The organism is Actinophytocola xanthii (assembly GCF_001921205.1).
Lineage (GTDB): Bacteria > Actinomycetota > Actinomycetes > Mycobacteriales > Pseudonocardiaceae > Actinophytocola > Actinophytocola xanthii.
Genome location: NZ_MSIE01000052.1, coordinates 1 through 19034, shown reverse-complemented (window position 1 = coordinate 19034; position 19034 = coordinate 1). Strand labels below are relative to the sequence as shown.

At 73.6% G+C, this 19034-nt stretch carries 18 protein-coding genes; 13 read left to right on the top strand and 5 right to left on the bottom strand.

Annotated features, from left to right (window positions below; all coding sequences use genetic code 11):
* Window positions 1–523: 523 nt before the first annotated feature.
* From BU204_RS26020 to BU204_RS25970, 11 genes are all read left to right on the top strand, one after another.
* Complete coding sequence (locus BU204_RS26020; protein ID WP_075128386.1) at window positions 524–1573, top strand: BMP family ABC transporter substrate-binding protein; 1050 nt, start codon at window positions 524–526, stop codon at window positions 1571–1573.
* Window positions 1554–3080, top strand: coding sequence for an ABC transporter ATP-binding protein (locus tag BU204_RS26015; protein WP_143229746.1), 1527 nt, complete (start codon window positions 1554–1556; stop codon window positions 3078–3080). Before BU204_RS26020 ends, BU204_RS26015 begins: the two co-directional genes overlap by 20 nt.
* Window positions 3077–4081, top strand: coding sequence for an ABC transporter permease (locus BU204_RS26010; RefSeq protein WP_075128385.1), 1005 nt, complete (start codon window positions 3077–3079; stop codon window positions 4079–4081). The genes BU204_RS26015 and BU204_RS26010 overlap by 4 nt, the downstream gene beginning before the upstream one ends.
* On the top strand, window positions 4081–4971 hold the full coding sequence (locus BU204_RS26005) for an ABC transporter permease (RefSeq protein WP_233160590.1): 891 nt from the start codon (window positions 4081–4083) through the stop codon (window positions 4969–4971). The genes BU204_RS26010 and BU204_RS26005 overlap by 1 nt, the downstream gene beginning before the upstream one ends.
* The gene (locus tag BU204_RS26000; protein ID WP_075128383.1) at window positions 4968–5699 is read left to right on the top strand and encodes a phosphorylase family protein; all 732 of its coding nucleotides are present in this window, start codon (window positions 4968–4970) and stop codon (window positions 5697–5699) included. The genes BU204_RS26005 and BU204_RS26000 overlap by 4 nt, the downstream gene beginning before the upstream one ends.
* Complete coding sequence (locus tag BU204_RS25995) at window positions 5696–6859, top strand: acyl-CoA dehydrogenase family protein (RefSeq protein ID WP_075128382.1); 1164 nt, start codon at window positions 5696–5698, stop codon at window positions 6857–6859. Before BU204_RS26000 ends, BU204_RS25995 begins: the two co-directional genes overlap by 4 nt.
* Entirely contained in the window at window positions 6859–7845 is a 987-nt protein-coding gene (locus BU204_RS25990) for a translation initiation factor eIF-2B alpha/beta/delta subunit family protein (protein ID WP_075128381.1), read from the top strand. The genes BU204_RS25995 and BU204_RS25990 overlap by 1 nt, the downstream gene beginning before the upstream one ends.
* An 8-nt stretch (window positions 7846–7853) precedes the next feature.
* Window positions 7854–8582, top strand: coding sequence for an acireductone synthase (gene mtnC, locus BU204_RS25985; RefSeq protein ID WP_233160589.1), 729 nt, complete (start codon window positions 7854–7856; stop codon window positions 8580–8582).
* On the top strand, window positions 8579–9196 hold the full coding sequence (gene mtnB / locus BU204_RS25980) for a methylthioribulose 1-phosphate dehydratase (RefSeq protein ID WP_075128379.1): 618 nt from the start codon (window positions 8579–8581) through the stop codon (window positions 9194–9196). Before mtnC ends, mtnB begins: the two co-directional genes overlap by 4 nt.
* A complete protein-coding gene (locus BU204_RS25975) occupies window positions 9193–9768 on the top strand; it encodes a 1,2-dihydroxy-3-keto-5-methylthiopentene dioxygenase (protein ID WP_075128378.1) in 576 nt (191 codons plus the stop codon). The genes mtnB and BU204_RS25975 overlap by 4 nt, the downstream gene beginning before the upstream one ends.
* A gap of 72 nt (window positions 9769–9840) precedes the next feature.
* On the top strand, window positions 9841–10848 hold the full coding sequence (locus BU204_RS25970; RefSeq protein WP_143229745.1) for a hypothetical protein: 1008 nt from the start codon (window positions 9841–9843) through the stop codon (window positions 10846–10848).
* Between the two features lie 47 nt (window positions 10849–10895).
* Here BU204_RS25970 and BU204_RS25965 read toward each other — a convergent pair whose 3' ends face one another.
* From BU204_RS25965 to BU204_RS25955, 3 genes are all read right to left on the bottom strand, one after another.
* Entirely contained in the window at window positions 10896–12071 is a 1176-nt protein-coding gene (locus BU204_RS25965) for a hypothetical protein (RefSeq protein ID WP_075128376.1), read from the bottom strand.
* Complete coding sequence (locus tag BU204_RS25960) at window positions 12068–12577, bottom strand: SigE family RNA polymerase sigma factor (protein WP_083661644.1); 510 nt, start codon at window positions 12575–12577, stop codon at window positions 12068–12070. Before BU204_RS25960 ends, BU204_RS25965 begins: the two co-directional genes overlap by 4 nt.
* Window positions 12578–12670: 93 nt before the next feature.
* Window positions 12671–13582, bottom strand: coding sequence for a Ppx/GppA phosphatase family protein (locus BU204_RS25955; RefSeq protein WP_075128374.1), 912 nt, complete (start codon window positions 13580–13582; stop codon window positions 12671–12673).
* 173 nt (window positions 13583–13755) lie between these two features.
* Here BU204_RS25955 and BU204_RS25950 point away from each other — a divergent pair, with 173 nt between their 5' ends.
* Both BU204_RS25950 and BU204_RS25945 read left to right on the top strand, forming a co-directional pair.
* Window positions 13756–14712: an ATP-binding cassette domain-containing protein gene (locus tag BU204_RS25950; RefSeq protein ID WP_075128373.1), complete on the top strand. Its 957-nt coding sequence runs from the start codon at window positions 13756–13758 to the stop codon at window positions 14710–14712.
* A complete protein-coding gene (locus BU204_RS25945; RefSeq protein ID WP_233160588.1) occupies window positions 14709–15527 on the top strand; it encodes an ABC transporter permease in 819 nt (272 codons plus the stop codon). The genes BU204_RS25950 and BU204_RS25945 overlap by 4 nt, the downstream gene beginning before the upstream one ends.
* Here the strand turns inward: BU204_RS25945 and BU204_RS25940 are convergent.
* Both BU204_RS25940 and BU204_RS25935 read right to left on the bottom strand, forming a co-directional pair.
* The gene (locus BU204_RS25940; RefSeq protein ID WP_075128372.1) at window positions 15505–18648 is read right to left on the bottom strand and encodes an ATP-binding protein; all 3144 of its coding nucleotides are present in this window, start codon (window positions 18646–18648) and stop codon (window positions 15505–15507) included. The genes BU204_RS25945 and BU204_RS25940 overlap by 23 nt on opposite strands.
* Before the next feature lie 73 nt (window positions 18649–18721).
* Window positions 18722–19034 (bottom strand): sigma factor-like helix-turn-helix DNA-binding protein (locus tag BU204_RS25935; protein WP_269844661.1); only part of this gene is annotated, 313 nt, incomplete at its 5' end.

Below are 19034 nucleotides of genomic sequence, written 5' to 3'. Positions count from 1 at the left end.
GGGGAAGCCACGAGACGGCCTGTATGAGGGAGCAGCGGGGAGAACTAGGGCGCGTCCTCAAAGTCCCGGTCGATGGGCTTCGTGATCCAGGTCGTCGCTGGCAAGGCGGAGGGCAGGCCTCGTACCGGGTTGTACTCGGCCTGTCCGACAACGCGGCCAGCGGCGGGCTGGGCGCGAAGACCGCGATCGAGGGCTTTGAGGACGTGCCCTAGGCAGCCTCCACCGAACAAGAAAAGCTCCCTACACTCCCCCGGCTCCCTCGCACAGGCCGTCCCTAGCGCCACAGCGTCGGGGTCAAGAGTGGCGAAGCCATCGCGCAGCGACGCCGTCAGGCGCTCTTGAAGCCGACACTGTGGCGTTGGACCATTCCCGGCCGAGGGAGCGGCTCAGTACTGCCGGACGGGTGGACGAGTGGCTCTCACCAGGTGGGACCATTGGCCACGTACTGGACGCCGCGCCTACGCTCCCGCTCGAGACCGCGCTGGTGGCGGTCTCGCGATCATGTGCGTGGAGGAGAAAAGCAATGGCTCGGAAAACCCCGTTGGCCGGTCTGGTCGCGGTGGCGGCGCTGCTCACCGGCTGCAACGCGGCCGCCAACTCGCCCGACGAGGGCGGCAGCAGCGGTACCGGGGACGGGAACGGGCCCTCGCTCGTACTGGTCACCCCGAACCCGGTGGGAGTCAACGACTTCCTCAAGCTCGCGGTGGAGGGCATCGAGAAGGCCGCCGAGGACAGCGGCGGCACCCAGAAGGTCTACCAGAGCACCGATCCGGCCTCGATCCAGCAGAACGTCGTCGCCGCGGTGCGCGACGAGCCGGACGTGATCGTCGCCGTCGGCTTCAACTTCGCCGACGTGGTGGCCCAGCAGGCCGAGCAGCATCCCGAGCAGCAGTTCCTGTTCGTCGACTCCTGCACCGAGAAGACCTACCCCAACGTCACCTGCGCGGTGTTCCGCGAGTACGAGGGCGTGTTCCTCGCCGGCGCCGAGGCAGGGCTGCTCACCAAGTCCAACAAGGTCGGCGCGATCGTGGCGCTGGACACACCGCAGTTCCGCCGGTACTCCACGCCGTTCGGCGAGGGCGCGAAGCAGGTGAAGCCGGCCGCCTCGCTGAGCCCGCTGTTCATCGGCGGGTCGAACCCGTTCAACGACCCCGGCCGGGCCAAGCAGCTCACCGCCACCCTGGCGGCACAGGGCGTCGACTACGTGATGGGCGCGGCTTCCGCGTCGGGCAACCTCGGGGTGTTCGAGGCCGCCAAGGAGCGCGGGATCTTCGCCTTCGGGGTGGATGCCAACCAGTGCCCGGCGAGCCCCGGCCAGGTCGTCGACAACGTGATCAAGCGCACCAACGTCGTGATCGCCGACGGGGTCGCGGCCATCCTGGACGGCGAGCAGGGCGAGACCCGTTCCTACGGGGTCAAGGAGGACGGCATCTCGCTGACCGGCCTGCAGCCGGAGGTCGAGTCCTCCCAGTGCGTGATCGCCGACCACCCCGACGTGCTCGAGCAGGTCGGCAAGCTGCGCGACGACATCGTCGCGGGCACGATCAGCGTTGATGACCCAGCCCAGTCCTGACCAGCCGCCCGCCGTCAGTCTCCGGGGGATCGTCAAGCGCTTCGGCGACGTGCTCGCCAACGACCACGTCGACCTGACCGTGGCCGCCGGGGAGATCCATGCGCTGATGGGTGAGAACGGCGCCGGCAAGTCCACGCTGATGTCGATCCTCTACGGGCTGCTGCGCCCGGACGCCGGGACCATCGAGCTGGCCGGCCGGGAAGTCTCCTTCGACTCCCCGGCGCGGGCGATCGCCGCCGGGGTCGGGATGGTCCAGCAGGGCTTCGCGTTGTTCGACTCGATGTCCGTTGTGGACAACGTGGTCTACGGGGCCGAGCCGACCCGGCGCGGTCTGCTCGACCGCCGGGCCGCGACGGCCGCGGTGCGGGAGCTGATCGAGCGCCACGAGCTCCGGCTGCGGCCCGGCGACCGCGCCGGGGACCTCCCGGTCGGGTCGCGTCAGCAGGTGGAGATCCTCAAGCTGCTCTACCGGCAGGCGCGGGTGCTGGTCCTGGACGAGCCGACCGCGGTACTGACCCCCGCCGAGGCCGACCGGCTGTTCGTGGTGCTGCGGGAGCTGGCCGCGGACGGGCGCACCGTCCTGCTGGTGACCCACAAGCTGCACGAGGTGACGGCCGTCGGTGAGGCGGTGACCGTGCTGCGCGACGGCCGGGTGACCATGACGGCGCCGACCCGGGGCCTGGACCAGGGCCGGCTCGCGGCCGCGATGACCGGCCGTGAGGTCGACCTGGACCGCGTGTACCCCCCGGGCCGGCCGGGTGCGGAGGCCCTGACGGTCCGCAACCTGACCGTGCGCCGCGGCGATCGCCGCGTGCTCGACGACGTGTCGCTGACCGTGCGGGCCGGGGAGATCGTCGGCGTCGCCGGGGTCGCCGGCAACGGGCAGACCGAGCTGGTCGCGGCGATAGCCGGCCTGCTCCCCGCCGACGGGACGGTCCGGTTGGGCGAGCGGGACGTCCACGCGCTCGGGGTGCGGGAGCGGCGAGCGGCGGGGCTTGCGCACGTCCCGGAGGACCGGGGCGAGGTCGGCGCCGCGCCGACGGCCCGGCTCGCGGACAACCTCGCCGTCGGGTTCCACCGCCGCCCGCCGCTGCTGCGCCGGGGTCTGCTGCGCCCCGAGGCGGTACGCGACCACGCCGAACGGATCGTCACCCGGTTCGGCGTCCGCGCCCCGGGGGTGTCGGCACCGATGCGCACGCTCTCCGGCGGGAACCAGCAGAAGGCGATCCTCGGCCGGGAGCTGGCCCAGGAGGCGCCGGTGCTGGTGGTCGAGCAGCCGACCCGGGGGGTGGACATCGGTGCGGTCGTCGGAATCCACACCGAGCTGGTCGCCTACCGCGACGCCGGCCACGCGATCCTGCTGGTCTCGGCCGAGCTGAGCGAGGTCCTGGGCCTGTCGGACCGGGTCCTGGTGATGTACGAGGGCCGGGTGGTCGCCGAGTTCGCCAAGGACGAGGCGGACGCGGAGGCGATCGGACTGGCGATGGCCGGGGTGACCGCGCCGTGAGGGGTCTGCGCACCACCGCTCTCGCCGTGCTGGCCGCAGCCCTGCTCGGTGCCGTCCTGCTCGCCGCCACCGGGGCGAACCCCCTGGTGGCCTTCGAGTCCATCGTGGTCGGCGCGTTCGGCCCGGACGGTCTTCCGGACACGCTCGCCTACGCCGTGCCGGTGGCCGGGATGGCCACCGCACTCGCCATCCCGCTGCGCGCCGGCCTGGTCAACCTCGGCGGTGAGGGCCAGCTCGTGCTCGGCGCGATCAGCGCCGTGGCGGTCGGGTTACAGGTGCCCGGGGTGCTCGGGATAGTGGCGGCGCTGCTCGCGGGCGTGCTGGCCGGCGCGCTCTACGCGGCGTTCGCCGCGGTGTGCGAGACAGCTCTCGGCGTGCCGCTGCTGGTCAGCACGCTGCTGCTCAGCTACCCGGCGGTGTCGCTTGCCGCGTACCTGGTGCGGTTCCCGATGCGCGACCCCGGGTCCAGCCTTCCGCAGTCCGAGCAGCTGCCCCCGGACGTCCACCTGCCGGCGCTGGCCGACACGGGCCTGACAGCCGGCCTGTTCCTGGTCCTCGCCGCGGTCGTGGTGTACGCGGTCGTCGACGCTCGGACACCGGCCGGCTTCGAGGCCAGGGTGACCGGCTGGGGACCGAGGTTCGCGCAGTACGCCGGGATCGACCGGCCACGACTGACCGTCCGGCTGCTCGCCTGCTCGGGCGGGCTCGCCGGGCTGGTCGGCGCGGTGGTCGTGCTCGGGTTCCCGTACCGGTTCATCGACGGCGCGCTGATCACCCCGCAGTACACCTGGATCGGTCTGCTGGCGGCGCTGCTCGCCGCGGCCAGCCCGCTCGGCACGCTGCTCGCGGCGCTGTTCTTCGCCGCGCTGACCAGCGGCGGGTTCGCCCTCGAACGGGCCACCCAGGTCCCCCGCGAGCTGACCGCCGTCCTGCAGGCGGTGCTGATCATCTTCCTGGCGGCGGCGACGGGGCTGCTGCGCGGCCGGAAGGGAGCCGCGTGATGGACGCCGCGTTGTTCGCCTCCGCGCTCGGCGCGCTGACCCCGATCCTGTTCGCGGCGCTGGCCGGGGCGCTGTGCCAGCGGGCCGGGGTGTTCAACATCTCGCTCGAGGGCACGATGCTCGTCGGCTGCTTCGCCGGTGTGGCCGGGAGCTGGTACGGCGGCAGCGTGTGGGTCGGGGTGCTCGCCGCCGCGCTCGCCGGGACCGCCTACTCCCTCGTGCTCGCGGTCGGCACGATCACCTTCCGGGGTGACGCCGTCGTGCTCGGGGTCGCGGTCAACCTGCTCGCAGTCGGGCTCACCAGCTTCCTCGTGCAGACCGTCTTCGGCACCCGCGGCACGTTCAGCGACCCGGCACTGGCCGGCCTGGACCCGCTCACCGTTCCGGGCCTGTCGGAGGTGCCGTTCCTCGGGGAGGTCCTTTCCGGACACTCGGCACTGGTCTACCTCTCGTGGCTGGCCGTGCCCGTGCTGGCGGTGTTCCTCGGCCGGCATCCGTGGGGCCTGCGGCTGCGCGGTGTCGGCGAGCGCCCGGAGGCCGCGGCGAGCCTCGGTGTCCCGGTCGACCGGTACCGCTACGGCGCGATCCTCGCCGCCGGTGCGCTGTGCGGGCTCGCCGGCGCCCAGCTCGCCCTGGGCAACGTGACGTTGTTCTCGGAGAACATGACCGCCGGCCGTGGCTGGATCGCCGTCGTCGCCGTTCTCCTTGGCCGGGCCCTGCCCTATGGGGTGCTCGCCGCGGCGGTCCTGTTCGGACTCGCCGAGGCGGCCGGATTCCGCTTGCAGGGCCTCGGCCTCCCCCAGCAGGCCACGGACGCCGCGCCGTACGTGGTGACCCTGGTGGCGCTGTTCGTGTTCAGCGCCCGCCGGACCGTGAAGAGGAGCACATGACCGACTTCCTGCCGATCACCAAGATCCCCCGGACCGGGCTGCCCGCGCACGCGCTCGTCGTCGGCGACCCGGACCGGGCGAGCGCGGTGGCCGAGCTGCTCGACGGGGCCGCCCTCATCGGGCAGAACCGGGAGTACCGCACGTTCGCCGGCACCTGGCGCGGCGTTCCGGTCGTGGTGTCCTCGCACGGCGTCGGCGGCGCCGGGGCGGTCTGCCAGTTCGCTGAGCTGGCCGAGGCCGGGGTGCACACGTTCGTCCGGTTCGGCACGGCCGGCGCGCTGCGCGCGGACATCGCCGACGGCGACCTCGTCGTGGCCGAGGCCGCCGTCCGTGACGACGGCGTCACCCAGCAGCTGATCCACCCGGAGTTCCCCGCCTACGCCACGCCGGAGGCGGTGCTGGCCCTGGCCGGCGCCGCCGCGGCACACGGTCTTCGGGCGCACCGGGGGGTGGTGTGGACCCGGGCGGCGTTCAGCCCGATGGTTCTCCGGCTGCCCGTCGCCGACTACGTGGCGGCCCGGGTCATCGCGATCGAGATGGAGCTGTCGACGCTGCTAGTGTTCGCCGCGCTGCGTGGCCTGCGGGCCGGCGGCGTGCTGGTGATCGATGGAAACGCCGCGGTGGACAACGACAACCCGACTGGCTACAACCCGCACCGGCAGGTGGTGACCGACGCGGTCGCGGCCGGCAGCCGCGCCGCCCTGGACGCACTTGTGGAGCTCACATGAACTCGAACTGGCGGGACGCGGCCGAACGAGTCGCGGCGACCCTGCGCGCGGACGCCGCACAGCGGGAGCGGACGGCGGCCGAGCCGCGGGCGGAGGTCGCGCTGCTGCGCGAGTCCGGCCTGCTCACCCTGCTCGTGCCGACCGACCGCGGCGGGTCCGGCGCCGGCTGGCTCGCGGCCAACGAGGCGGCCCGGATCGTGGCGGCCGCCGACGGGTCGGTCGGGCACCTGCTGGGCTACCACTACCTCCAGCTCTGGCGGACCGAGCTGTTCGACCGCCCGGAGCTGGTGGAGCGGTTGCAGCGGGGCACGGTGAGCGAGGCGTGGTTCTGGGCGGGGGTCAGCAACCCGCTCGACGCCGACCTGAAGCTCAGCCCGGTCCCCGGCGGGTACACCGTCGACGGCCGCAAGTACTTCGCCACCGGCGCCAGCGTCGCCGACCGCCTCGTCGTCAGCGCCACCCGCGGCGACACCGGCGCCAAGCTCACCTTCGTCCTCGACGCCAGGGCCGAGGGCGTGTCCTACCTCGGGAACTGGGACAACCTCGGCCAGCGGCTGACCGCCAGCGGCGGTGTCGAGTTCACCGGCACGCACGTGCCGGAGGAGGACGTGCTCGGCGGCCACGAGGAGCCCGGCGCGCTGCGCGGCTCGCTCGCCGCCATCGGCTTCCAGCTGATGCTGACCCAGGTCTACCTCGGCATCGCCGAGGGCGCGCTGGCGGAGGCGGCCGAGTACACCAGGACCAGGACCCGACCCTGGGCGCTGTCCGGAGTGGACTCCGCGACGGCCGACCCGTACATCCTGGCCGGGTACGGGGAGCTGGTCGCCCGTACCCGCGCGGCGGCCGCCCTCACCGACATCGCCGCGGCCGCCCTCGGCGCGGCGTTCGAGGCCGGCACCGACCTGACCCCCGAGCAGCGTGGCGAGGCGGCGGTGGCGATCTCCTCGGCCAAGGTCGTGGCCACCCGGCTCGTCAACGACGTCACGACCACGGTGTTCGAGTTCGTGGGGGCCAGGGCGACCGCCAACTCCTACGGGTTCGACCGCTTCTGGCGCAACGCCCGCACGCTGACCCTGCACGACCCGGTGTCCTACAAGGCGCGGGAGGTCGGCGCGCACTTCCTCACCGGGGACCACCCCGAGCCGACGGGATACAGCTGATGGACGAGCCCACCCTGGCGCACAGCGTCCGGCTCACCGACGACGGCGTGCTGATCCTGGACCGCCGGGTGTTTCCCGCCCGTCGGGAGTGGGTGCGCTGCGCGACGGTCGAGGACGTGGCCAAGGCCATCGAGGACATGGTGACCCAGTCCTCCGGGCCGTACTTCGCCGCGCTCTGGGGCATGGTCCTCGCCGCCCGCGAGGCGGCCACCCGCCCCGACCCGCTGGCCTACCTGCGGCAGGCCGGCGAACGGCTGGTCGCCACCCGGCGCACCAACAACCACCTTCGCAAGGCCGTCCATGCCGTGCTGTCCGCCGTGGACGAGGCGGACCTGGTCGGCTCCGCCACGGCCGGCGCCCTCGCCGGCGACGAGCGGTACCGGTCACGCAGCCGGGCGCTGGGGCGGCACACCGCGCGGCTGCTGCCCGACGACGCGTCGCTGCTCACCCACTGCTGGGCGGACCTGTACCTGGTGGAGCTGGTGCGGGCGGCCCGGGAGAGCGGCCGGACGTTCACCGTCCACTGCACCGAGACCCGCCCGTACCTGCAGGGTGCGCGGCTGACCGCCGAGACGCTGGCCGAGATGGGCGTGGAGACGACCCTGATCACCGACGGGATGGGTGCCGCCGTGCTCGCGTCCGGGCGGATCGACGCGCTGGTCACCGCGGCCGACCGGGTCACGATGGACGGGCACGTGGTCAACAAGATCGGCACGCTCGGCCTCGCGGTCGCCGCACACGCCTACGGAGTGCCGTTCCTGGCCATGGTGCAGGCCCCCGACCGGCTCGCGCCGACCGCGGCCGACGTGCCGATCGAGTACCGCTCCGGCGCGGAGGTGCTGACCGCGGCGGGCGTCGTGCACCCGGCGATCCGCGGGCTCTACCCCGCCTTCGACGTGACCCCGCCCCGGTTCGTGAGCACGGTGGTCACCGACCGGGGCCCGTTCGACCCCGACCAGCTGGTCGGATACCACGAGCAGGAGTGAAGGACACAGTGCCGACGAACACAGTGCCGGCGATCACCGCCGAGTGGGTCGTCCTCGACATCGAGGGCACCCTCACCGCGACGAGCCAGGTGCACGTGGTGCTCTACGACTACGCCCGGCCCCGACTGGGGCCGTGGATCGAGGCGCACCCGGACGACCCGGTGACCACCGCCGCGGTCGCCGAGACCCGTGAGCTGGGCGGGCTCGCCTCGGACGCGGACACGGCCGCGGTCGTGGCCGTGCTGCACGGCTGGATGGCCCAGGACCGCAAGGCCGCCCCGCTGAAGACCCTCCAGGGCCTGATCTGGCAGCGGGGCTTCGCCTCGGGCGAGCTCACCACCGAGCTGTTCCCCGACGTGACCCCGGCCCTGCGGGCCTGGCACGACGCCGGTCTGCGGCTCGCCGTGTTCTCCTCCGGCTCGGTACCCGGTCAGGTCGCCTCGTTCTCCCGCACCACCGAGGGCGACCTGACCGGCCTGTTCCGCGAGCACTTCGACACGGTCAACGCCGGGCCGAAGCGGGAGGAGCCCTCGTACCGGACGATCGCCGAGCGGCTGGGCGCGGAGCCGGATCGGATCGTGTTTCTGTCCGACGTCCCCGCGGAGCTGGACGCGGCGCGGTCGGCCGGGTGGCGGACGGTCGGCGTGGCCCGGCCGGGCGAGCCGTTCGGCGACGCCGACTTCGGCCCGCACCCGACGGTGGCCTCGCTCGCCGAGGTCTCGGTGGAGCCGGCATGACCGAGCTGGCGGCGGCCGGCGCGGCGCTGGCCGGGGAGGCCGCCCGCTACGCCGGCATGGGGTGGATGCGCGGGACCTCGGGCAACCTCTCGGTCGTGCTGGGCCGGGACCCGCTGCGGCTGGCGGTGACCGCGAGCGGGCTGGACAAGGGCGAGCTGACCGCCGAGGACGTGGTGGTCGTGGACGGCGAGGGCGCCGCGGTGTCCGGCGGCGTGCCGTCCGCGGAGGCCGGGCTGCACGCGCGGATCGCGGCGGTGGCGGGGGCGGGCGCCGTCGTGCACGTCCACGCGCTCGCCCCGGTCCTGGCGGCGCAGCGGTGGCCGGACGGGGTGCCGCTGCGCGACCTGGAGATGCTCAAGGGCTTCGGTCGCGCGGCCCATGACGACCTGGTCACCGTCCCGGTGATCCCCAACGGGCAGGACATGCGGGTGCTCGGGGACGCGTTCGAGCGGGGGTTCCGCGCGGACACGCCGGCGCTGATCGTCGCGCGGCACGGGATCTACGTCTGGGGAGGCGACCTCCGGCAGGCCAGGCACCGTCTGGAATGCCTGGAGTGGTTGCTCAGGTTCGTCCTCGAGACGAGGATCGACGGTGTGGGAAGGGATGTGCGATGACGCTGCTGACCGTGTGGGCGGACGACGACCCGACCAGGGAGTTGCTGCGGACCGAGGAGGGCGAGGAGATCGCCGCCGAGCTCAAGGAGATCGGCGTGCGGTTCGAGCGGTGGCCGCTGGTGGACGAGCTGCCAGCCGAGCCGACGCAGGAGCAGGTGCTGGAGGCCTACGCCGACCGGGTGCGGCGCGTGGTCGACACCGAGGGCTACGTCCTGGTCGACGCGACGCGGATGACCCCGCAGGACAGTCCCGAGTGGGCGGAGCAGGCCGCGCAGGCCCGGCAGAAGTTCCTGGCCGAGCACACCCACGACGATGACGAGGACCGGTTCTTCGCGCGTGGGTCCGGGGTGTTCTACCTGCATGTGGGCGGCAAGGTGTACGCCGTGCTGTGCGAGGCCGGCGACCTGCTGAGCGTGCCGGCCGACACCACCCACTGGTTCGACATGGGAACCCGGCCGGACTACGTGGCTATCCGCTTCTTCCACGACGACGACGGCTGGGTGGGTGCCTTCACCGGCAACCGGCTGGCCGACACGTTCCCGGACTTCGACGCCCTGACCGCGTCCCGCTGAAACACCCCCGGCGGAGGATCGTTTCCCGATAGCCTGCGGCCGTTTGAAGATCACGACCGCAGGAGGTTAATCGTGAAACGTTCTCATGGGGGAGTCGCCGCGGCGGCACTGGCCGCGGTGGCCGTGGTCGCGACCGCGGTCCCGGCATCAGCCGCGATCACGGTCACGGACCTGGGTGCCTTACCGGGCCACACCTACAGCCAGGCGACGTCGGTCCGCGACGACGGCGTCGCGGTCGGCTACTCGACGTCGGCGGGTGGGTACAACCGGGCCGTGGTGTTCCGCTCGTCCGGGGTGACCGGGCTCGCCACCCCCGGCAGACACAGCGAGGCCCTCGACCTCAACGACGCCGGCCTGGTCGTCGGGTGGGCGGAGCCGGCCACGAGCCAGTGGCGGGTGCCGGTGTGGTGGGACCAGTCCGGTGCGCTGCACGAGCTCCCCGGCTACGCCGGTGAGGCCCGCGGCACCAACGAGGCGGGCGTGGTCGTCGGGTTCCTGAACTTCCCCGACAGGTCGGCGGCGCGGTGGGAGAGCACGGCGGCCGAGCCGGTCCGGCTGGCCACGCTGCCGGGCGGTGAGAACGACAGCATCGCCTACGACGTCAACAACGAGGGCGTCGTCGTCGGGTACTCGCGGGGTGCCGACGGCGTCCGCCACGCGGTCCTGTGGGACGCCGCGGGGGCGGTCAGCCAGCTCGACACCCCCGCCGGTTTCCCGGAGTGCTTCGCCTACCGGCTCAACGACACCGGAGACGTCGTCGGCTCGTGCTTCGCGGGCAACGACCGCGTGGCGGTCCGGTGGAACCTCACCGGTGCGGCGACCGTGCTCCCCACGCTTGGCAGGCCCTACAGCGAGGCGAGCGGGGTCAGCGACGCCGGCACGGTGGTCGGCAGCGCCAACGACGCCGAGGGCCGTGCCCACGCGGTGCGCTGGAACGCCAACGGGACGGTCACCCGGCTCGTCCCCCTGTCCGACAGCCACGGCATCGCCATGGACATCAACAACAGCGGCACTGTCGTGGGCTACAGCCACTTCAGCGGGACCTGGTTCCAGGCCACGAGCTGGCGCAACGCCGGCTGATCCGGCGTCCGGCTGGTCACCCGTCGCCGGGTGACCAGCCGGTGCGCTCAGCGGCCGAACCAGGTGAGGTCGGGTTCGGCCACCTCGATGTTCTCGGCCACCCGGATCATGTCCTCCCGCGTGGGCGGGGGCGTCCGGCCGGCCTGCTGGCCGGTGCCGCCCTGGACGGTGAGCCGGCGGCCCTGCCCCAGGTCCACGACCAGGACCCATTCCGTCCGGTTTCCCGGGCGGGCTTCCAGGCCGCCCTCGGTTCGGCTCAGGTACGCCGGCCGGCCGGCGATCTCCAGGCGCTCGCCGTCCCGCGGGACGCCCGAGCGAGTCTGGGTGCCCACGTGGGCGGCCACGAAGCGCTGGGCACCGGCGCCGGGGTCGGTCTTCTGCTCGGCCATCACGCCCGCCTCCCACTCCGTCGCCGAGTTGCCGGCGACGGTGAGGTCCTGTGCCACCATGCCCTCGGGCAGCCAGTTCAGGCGCAGCGGCGCGCGTAGCACGGCCGGGTCGGGGCGGACCGAGCGAGCGATCCGGAGCAGGTCCTCGTCGGACAGGCCGACGCCGGGGGCCACGAGCGCGAGCGTGGTTCGCTCGTCGGGCTGCCAGACCAGCATGTTCCCGCCGTACTCGCGTCCGGGCCGACCGTTGATGTCTACCTCCTCGGGTCCGGAGCCGGTCCGGGCCGGCCTGCCGTCCTCCCCCAGCGTCACGGGGGGCAGGTGGGCGGCGCCCTCGTCGGGCCGGGCCGCCGTGGCGTAGAGGCCGATGTTCCCGTCGCCGGCGAGGAAGCCGGTGCCGGGGTCCAGCGGCGCGCGCGACCAGATCCGGGTGACGCCCGACTTGGCGGCGAGCGCGTCGCTCAGCGGTCCGACGCGGGTCCGCTCGACCATCCCCTCGGGCAGCCAGGCCGGCGCGAACCGCAGGGCTACCGAGCCCAGGTCGGGGGCAGCGCTGTCGGGTCGGGTCGTGCTCGTGGCGGTCGACGGGTCCGCCACTCCCCCACCTCGGTCGGGTTCGCGCAGGACGGCGGGCACGGCGACCGCGACCGCCACGGCGGCGGTCACCGCGGTCACCGCGGTCAGGCCCCTGGCGGTCCGGCGTCGGCGGGCGTAGCTGGCGGCCCGGCTGGGCAGGGCGGCGCGAACCCGCTCCGCGGGCGCGGCCCGCCGCTCCTGCTCCCGCACGGCCTCCCGGATCACCTCTCCGATCTCATCGTCGATCTCGCTGTTCACAGGCACTCCTCGAGGTTCCGCGCCCGCTCGGCCGGCATCGCGGCGCGCAGCGCGGCCAGCCCACGGGAAAGGTAACTGCGTACGGTTCCGGCTCGACAGCCCAGGAGGGCGGCGATCTCCTCGTCAGGCAGGTCCTCGTAGTACCGCAGGGCGATGGCCGCGCGCTGCTTCGGCGGGAGACCGGCGATGAGCCGGTGTGCGATGTCGCGGTCGTCCACGGCGCCGGTCCCGTCGGAGGTCGGCGGGGCCACCCCGTCGAGGGTCTCGCGCGGCAGGAACACCAGATGCGCCGCCCGACGCCGTCGCCAGGAGAGGAACTCGTTGACCACCATCCGCTTGACGTACGGCTCCGGGGCGTCGAGCCGGCCGATCCGCGACCACCGGGCCTGCGCCCGGACGAGGACCTCCTGGGTGATGTCCTCGGCCAGGTGTGGGTCCCAGGTCACCACGGTCGCGTACCGGACCAACGCGTCCAGCCGCTGGGCGACGAACTCCTCGAAGGTCACGGCACCACTCCTGGGCAGGTCGGGACAGGCCAACCCTGACACGCATCGAACGGGCCGATCTGTTGCGGGACAGGCCGCGGACGTGTGCCGCCGCTACCGCGCCGACTCGAGCAGCGTGAGCAGCAGGCCTTCCTTGCTGGACCAGGGGCAGATGCGGACGACGTCGCGGTTGGTGGCAGTCATGACCGCCTCGGCGACGACAGCGCCGGCGAGCGACTGGCGGGCGCGGTGCCGGGAGATGCCGGGAAGCCGGGCCCGCCGGTGCGGCGGGAGCGCGGCCAACCGGGGAATGCAGGCCTGGACGTCGGTGAGGCGCAGCCGCGACGGATCGGATCCCCGGGCGTTGGCGAGCTTCGCCAACTGCTGGAACACCTTCGAGCAGCCGATCGCCGGGCCGTCGGCGAAGGCGGCCAGCACCTCGTCCGGGACGGCCTCGGTAATGCCGCGGAGGAGGTCGGCTCGCATGCCCGGGACGCGCTCGAGGCTGTCCAGCCCGGCGCGGGTGAGGGTGCGGGCGCCGAGCGGCAGCGACCCGGCGAACGCGGGGCGGACCTGGTCGCCCTGCGCCAGCTCGATCGTGCCGCCGCCGATGTCGAGCACGCCGAGCGGGCCGGCGGAGCCGAGCCAGCGGCGCGCCGCGAGGTAGGAGTAGCGGGCCTCCTGCCGGCCCGACAACAGCCGCAGCTCGACCCCCGTGCGCCGGGCCACCGCGGAGACCACCTCCTCGGCGTTGGCCGCGTCCCGCACGCACGAGGTCGCGTAGGGCACGAACCTCGAGACCCGGACGTCGCCGAGCCGTTCCTGAACGCCCCGCACGGCCTCCACGACGCAGTCGATCCCGGCCGCGTCGATCCGGCCGGCGGGGTCCAGCGCCTGGTCGAGCCGCAACCGCACCTTGTGGGACACCAGCGGACGACGCAGCGTCTCGGGGTCCCGGCCGACCACGACCAGGTGCGCGCTGAAACAACCGACATCCAGCACGGCGGCTGTCGTGCGTTCCTCCACAGAACCTCCTCACGGGACAACCGGAATGCCCGCCTCGGCGCACCCGAAACGTCGTGTCCAAACCTCGGGACCGGTGAAACCTCGGTGAACCCTCATGAAACCCGGATGAACCCGGCGGCGCACATGCTTTGCGCGGTCGTGGCGACCAGCGCCACGCTGACGAGAGGACGGACGTGTCCATCAGCCAGTCCCAGCCCGCGGTCGTCGCGACCGGGCTGCGCAGGGCCTTCGGCGACCAGGTGGTGCTCGACGGCATCGACCTGGAGGTCGCCGAGGGGTCGGTCTTCGCGCTGCTCGGCCCGAACGGCGCCGGGAAGACCACCGCCGTGCGCATTCTGTCCACCCTGATCGGGGCGGACGGCGGTGAGGCTCGTGTCGCGGGTCACGACGTCGCCCGCGAGCCGCACGCCGTGCGGGCGGCCATCGGTGTCACCGGCCAGTTCTCCGCGGTGGACAACCTGCTCACCGGCGCGGAGAACCTCGTCCTGATGGCGGACCTGCACCACCTCGGCCGCGGGGAGGGACGACGTCGCGCCGCCGAGCTGCTGGCGCGGTTCGACCTGGAGGACGCCGCGCACAAGTCGGCCGCGACCTACTCCGGCGGTATGCGCCGGCGGCTGGACCTCGCGATGACCCTGGTCGGCGACCCGCGGGTGATCTTCCTCGACGAGCCGACCACCGGCCTCGACCCGCGCAGCCGCTGCACGATGTGGGAGATCATCCGCGACCTCGTGGCCGGCGGTGTGACGATCTTCCTGACGACCCAGTACCTGGACGAGGCCGACGAGCTGGCCGACCGGATCGCGGTGCTCGACCAGGGGAGGCTCGTCGCCGCCGGTACCCCGGACGAGTTGAAGCGCCGGGTGCCCGGCGGCCACGTCCGCCTCCGGTTCACCGACGCCGCCGAGGTCGAGCTGGCCGCTCGCGCGCTCGGCGGGTCCGCCGACGAGGACGCGCTCACCCTGCACGTGCCCAACGACGGCAGCGTCCGGTCGCTGCGGGCGCTGCTCGACCGCCTCGACGACGCCTCGATCGAGGTCGACGCGCTGTCCGTGCACACCCCCGACCTCGACGACGTCTTCTTCGCCCTCACCGGCCGCCCGAGCACCGAGAAGGAGAACGCCCGATGAGCACCCGCCCGATGACCACCCGCCCGATGAATACCGTGCCCCACCCCGTCCGCGACGCGGCGACGATGCTGCGCCGCACCCTGCGCCACCTCGCCCGCTACCCGTCGATGGTGATCATGACGTTGGCCATGCCGGTGGTGTTGCTGCTGCTGTTCGTCGGCATCTTCGGCGGCGCGCTGAACACCGGCCTCGGCGGCGGCACGCCGGGGCGCGGCTACGTCGACTACGTCGTCCCCGGGATCCTGCTCATGACCGTGGGGTACGGCGCGACCATGACCGCCCTGGCGGTCAACCGGGACTCCACCGAGGGGATCATCGCCCGGTTCCGGACCATGGCGATCTCCCGCGCCTCGGTCCTCACCGGACACGTCGCCAGTGCCCTGGCCAGGACGATGGCCAGCTGTGCGCTCGTCGTCGCGGTAGCCCTGGCGCTGGGGCTGCGGCCGGCCGCCGACCCGCTCGACTGGCTCGCGATGGTCGGAGTCCTCGCCCTGCTGGCGCTCGCGCTCAACTGGCTTGCGGTCGCGGTCGGGCTCTCGGCCAGGAACGCCGAGGGTGTCGGCGGTTTCACCGTCGTGGTCCAGGTCCTGCCGTTCGTCAGCAGCGCGTTCGTCACGCCCGACTCGATGTCGGGGGCCGTGCGCTGGTTCGCCAACAACGAACCCTTCACCCCGGTGATCGACACGCTCCGCGGGCTGCTGCTCGGAACCCCGGTCGGCTCCAGCGCCGGCCTGGCGTTCGCCTGGTGCGCGGGCGCCGCAGTGGCCGGCTACCTCTGGGCCCGCGCGGTGTTCAGGAGGGATCCGAGGCAGTGACCAGCTCGCGCTCGCGAAGCGCGGCCATCGCCGCGGGGCGCAGCGCCCCGGGGGCGAGGTCGGCGTAGGACGACACCGCCTCGGCGTACGCCGACCCGTCGGCCTTCTCGGCGACCCTGGTGGCACGGGCGGCGGACATGGTCGGCTGGAAGTTCCGGGTGAAACGGAACCGGTGTGCGAGCGCGATCATCCGCACGCCCACCCGCCTTTGCCCGCGGGCGACCTCCGCCATGCCCAGGGCCAGCAGGAGCGCGCCGCAGATGGGGAAGTTCGAGTAGGACGACGGCGCCGCGACGGTCGCGGCCGCTCGGAGCAGGAACGGCAGCTCGTGGACGATCTCCTCGACCAGGTCCAGCCGCCTGTGGTGCGCGTGGGCGACCACGGTCACCGCCCTGGCCTCCAGCGACCACCAGTCGCCGCCGTCGTCCGGGCGGGCGTCGCGGCGCTGCCGGTCGGTCACCCGACGCCACAGCCGCAGGCCCGCCTCGACCTGGCCCCGGGCCAGGAGGATCTCCGCGCGCACTGCGACGTCGAACATGGCCATGCTCAACGCCTTGTCCGCGCCGGCGCGCAGCGCCTGGTCGAGCCCGCGCTCCGCCTCGTCCACGGCACCGCGCTGCAGGTCGGCGAGCACCATGACCCACCGCGCCCTGGCGGCCGTCGTCCACGCGCCGACCTCGTCCACGACGGCGAGGATCTCGCCGACGTGGTGGCGTGTCTCGTCCGGCAGGTCGGCCCGCAGGCACAGCTCGCCCATCCGGGAGTGCGCGGTCGCGAGGAGCACCGGGACCGCCAGGCGCTCGAACGCGCCGAGTGAGCGCCGGGCCGCCGCCAACGCGCCCTCCAGGTCGTCGGCGGTCTCCCGAAGCTGGCTGACCACGCCGTTGGCCAGCCCCGCCACCAGCGGCTCGGCGCTGCCGCACAGCGTGTCCAGCGCGGACAGGTCCGGCGCAGGGGCCACCGCACGCAACACGACGTCCAGGGCCCGGGGCATGGTGACCGGCGGAGCCTGGGGAAGCCGGCGCAGGGTGAGCAGCGAGCGCGCCGCCCCCGACCCGTGCAGGAGGAACGCGCTCACCGCGGCCAGTACCGCTGCCGTCCTGGTCACCTCGACGAACACCGGCTCGGGTCGGAAGTGGGAGAGCACCCAGGCCGTCTCCTCACCCAACGTCGCCATCCGCCCGAAGTTCGACTCGACCGTCCACAACCCGGCCAGCGCGGCGGACGCCGCCGCCACGGTCGCGCCGTCCCGGCGGTCGATCCCGTACCGCAGCGCCAGGACGAGGTTGTCCTGCTCGGCTCGGATCCGTGCCACCGTCGAGACGAGCTCACCGCCGAAGACCGACTCCTGGTGCGCGAGCCCGAAGGCCTGGGCCCAGGCGAGAAACCGGCCCGTCACCTCCTCGGTCTCGCCGGCGTCGGCACGACGGGCCGCACTGAACTCACGCACGGTCTCCAACATCCGGAAGCGGACCCCCGCGCCGGTGTCGCTCACCCTGAGCATCGACTGGCCGACCAGCTGCTCCACCACCCGCAGGGCGTCCTCGCCGACCAGGTGTCGCGCGGCCGCGCCGGTGAACCCGCCGGGGAAGACCGACAACGCCCGCATGGCGGTGCGCCCGGCGGCGTCGAGGAGGTGCCAGCTCCAGTCGATGACGGCGTGCAGGGTCCGGTGCCGCTCCGGCGCGTCCCGGGACCCGCCGCGCAGCAACGCGAACCGGTCCTCCAGGCCGCGAGCGATCTCGCCCACCGACATGACCCGGACGCGTGCCGCCGCCAACTCCACCGCGAGCGGCAGCCCGTCCAGGTGACCGCAGAGCTGTGCGACGACGTCGGCGGGCAGGTCCACACCGGACCGCGCCGCCCGCGCCCGCTGGCCGAACAGCTCGACGGCCGTCGCCGGCTCGAGCTCCGGCAGCAGGTACACCGACTCCGAGGAGATGCCGAGCGGGGCGCGGCTCGTCGTCAGCACCCGCAGGTCGGCGCACATCGCCACCAGGGCCCGCACCAGCTCGGCGGCCCCGGCGACCACGTGTTCACAGTTGTCCAGCACCAGCAGGGCAGGGCCCGGCGCCAGGACGTTCACGATGCCGGCCAGGCCGTCCGTCGGGTCGCCGCGCCCGACCGAGGCGAACCCGGGCTCGCCGACGTCGAGGGCGGAGGCGACCTGGTGGACGACGTCCTCGTCTCCCGCCACCCCCGCGAGCTCGACGAAGCACACGACCCGCTGCTCCGCCCGCCGGCTCACCACGTGCGCGAGCCGGGTCTTGCCCAGCCCGCCCGCACCGACGATCGACGTGACGCGGGAGGTGCGCAGCAGCTGCGCCACCGCGCGGACGTCCGCGTCCCGGCCGAGCAAGGCGTTCGGCTCGTGCGGCACGCCTCGGCGGACCAGGGGTCGCTCGCCCTGGAGCAGCTGGTGGTGCACGGCGCGGAGAGCGGGACCGGGGTCGCTGCCGAGCTCCTCGCGCACCGCGCGGCGGTACGCCTCGTACCGGTCCAGCGCGGCGGCCGGTCCCACCGTCGCGGCCTCGCAGCGAAGCAGCTCGGCCAGGACCTCCTCATCGCGCGGGTACTCCCCCACCACCTCGAGGAGCAGCTCCAGCGCCTCCGCGCGCCTGTCCAGCCGGGACAGGGCCAGCGACCGCTCGCGCACGAGCGAGCGGTACGTCGAGGCCCGCGCCGCACGCAGCATGGACAGGGGGTCGCCGAGCTCGAGGTTCACCTCCGGCGGAGTGGACCACAACGCCAGACCGGCCTCGGCGTGTTCGAGCGCCGCGGCGTGGTCGCCGGTGCGCGCGCAGCGCACGCTCGCCGCGAGTCTGACCAGGACGGCCGCCGCGTCCACCTCGTCGGGCCCCAGGGAGAGGCGGTAGCCGGAGGGTGTGCTGGCGATGATGTCCGCGCCGAGGCTGGCTCGTGCGTGGGAGACGAGGACCTGAAGTGCCTTGGCCGGGTGCACCGGCCGCTCGTCCGGCCACAGCTCCTCCACCAGCCGCGCGGTGCTGGCGCCCGCCCGCAGGTCGTCGGCGAGAAGCGCGAACAGGTGACGCAACCGGGGCCGAGTGATCTCGCTGCCGCGACAGCACGCTCGCGACAGCAGGGCCAGCTCGATGGTCACCGGACCAGGCTAGCGCCGGCCCGGTCGGCTCAGGCTGGGTCGGCTCAGGCTGGGTCGGCTCAGGCTGGTCCGGTCAGGCGATGCCGAGGGGGAGGCCGGTGGTGGTGGTGTGGGCGAGGCGGGTGCGCAGGGTGCCGTGGGCGGCGACGGCGGCGTAGTAGGCGGTGCGGCGGCGGGCGGCGCATCCCTCAGCCTGCGCGGTGGCGGTGGCGGGGGCGGGGGTGGGGTTGGTGGTGTGGACGGTGTTCAACGCGTCGCGGAGCAGCACGGTGGCTTCGGCGCGGAGCTGGGAGATCCGGGACTCGGTGACCCCCAGTTCGGCGGCGAGTTCGGCCATGGGCCGCTGGTTGAAGTAGTAGGCCTCGATCACCGTGCGGAGCCGGGCA

Bases quoted from the DNA above. Each gene is read 5' to 3' on its own strand.
- BU204_RS26020 (WP_075128386.1), top strand. From the start codon at position 524: ATGGCTCGGAAAACCCCGTTGGCCGGTCTGGTCGCGGTGGCGGCGCTG.
- BU204_RS26015 (WP_143229746.1), top strand. From the start codon at position 1,554: ATGACCCAGCCCAGTCCTGACCAGCCGCCCGCCGTCAGTCTCCGGGGG.
- BU204_RS26005 (WP_233160590.1), top strand. From the start codon at position 4,081: ATGGACGCCGCGTTGTTCGCCTCCGCGCTCGGCGCGCTGACCCCGATC.
- BU204_RS26000 (WP_075128383.1), top strand. From the start codon at position 4,968: ATGACCGACTTCCTGCCGATCACCAAGATCCCCCGGACCGGGCTGCCC.
- BU204_RS25995 (WP_075128382.1), top strand. From the start codon at position 5,696: ATGAACTCGAACTGGCGGGACGCGGCCGAACGAGTCGCGGCGACCCTG.
- BU204_RS25990 (WP_075128381.1), top strand. From the start codon at position 6,859: ATGGACGAGCCCACCCTGGCGCACAGCGTCCGGCTCACCGACGACGGC.
- mtnB (WP_075128379.1), top strand. From the start codon at position 8,579: ATGACCGAGCTGGCGGCGGCCGGCGCGGCGCTGGCCGGGGAGGCCGCC.
- BU204_RS25975 (WP_075128378.1), top strand. From the start codon at position 9,193: ATGACGCTGCTGACCGTGTGGGCGGACGACGACCCGACCAGGGAGTTG.
- BU204_RS25945 (WP_233160588.1), top strand. From the start codon at position 14,709: ATGAGCACCCGCCCGATGACCACCCGCCCGATGAATACCGTGCCCCAC.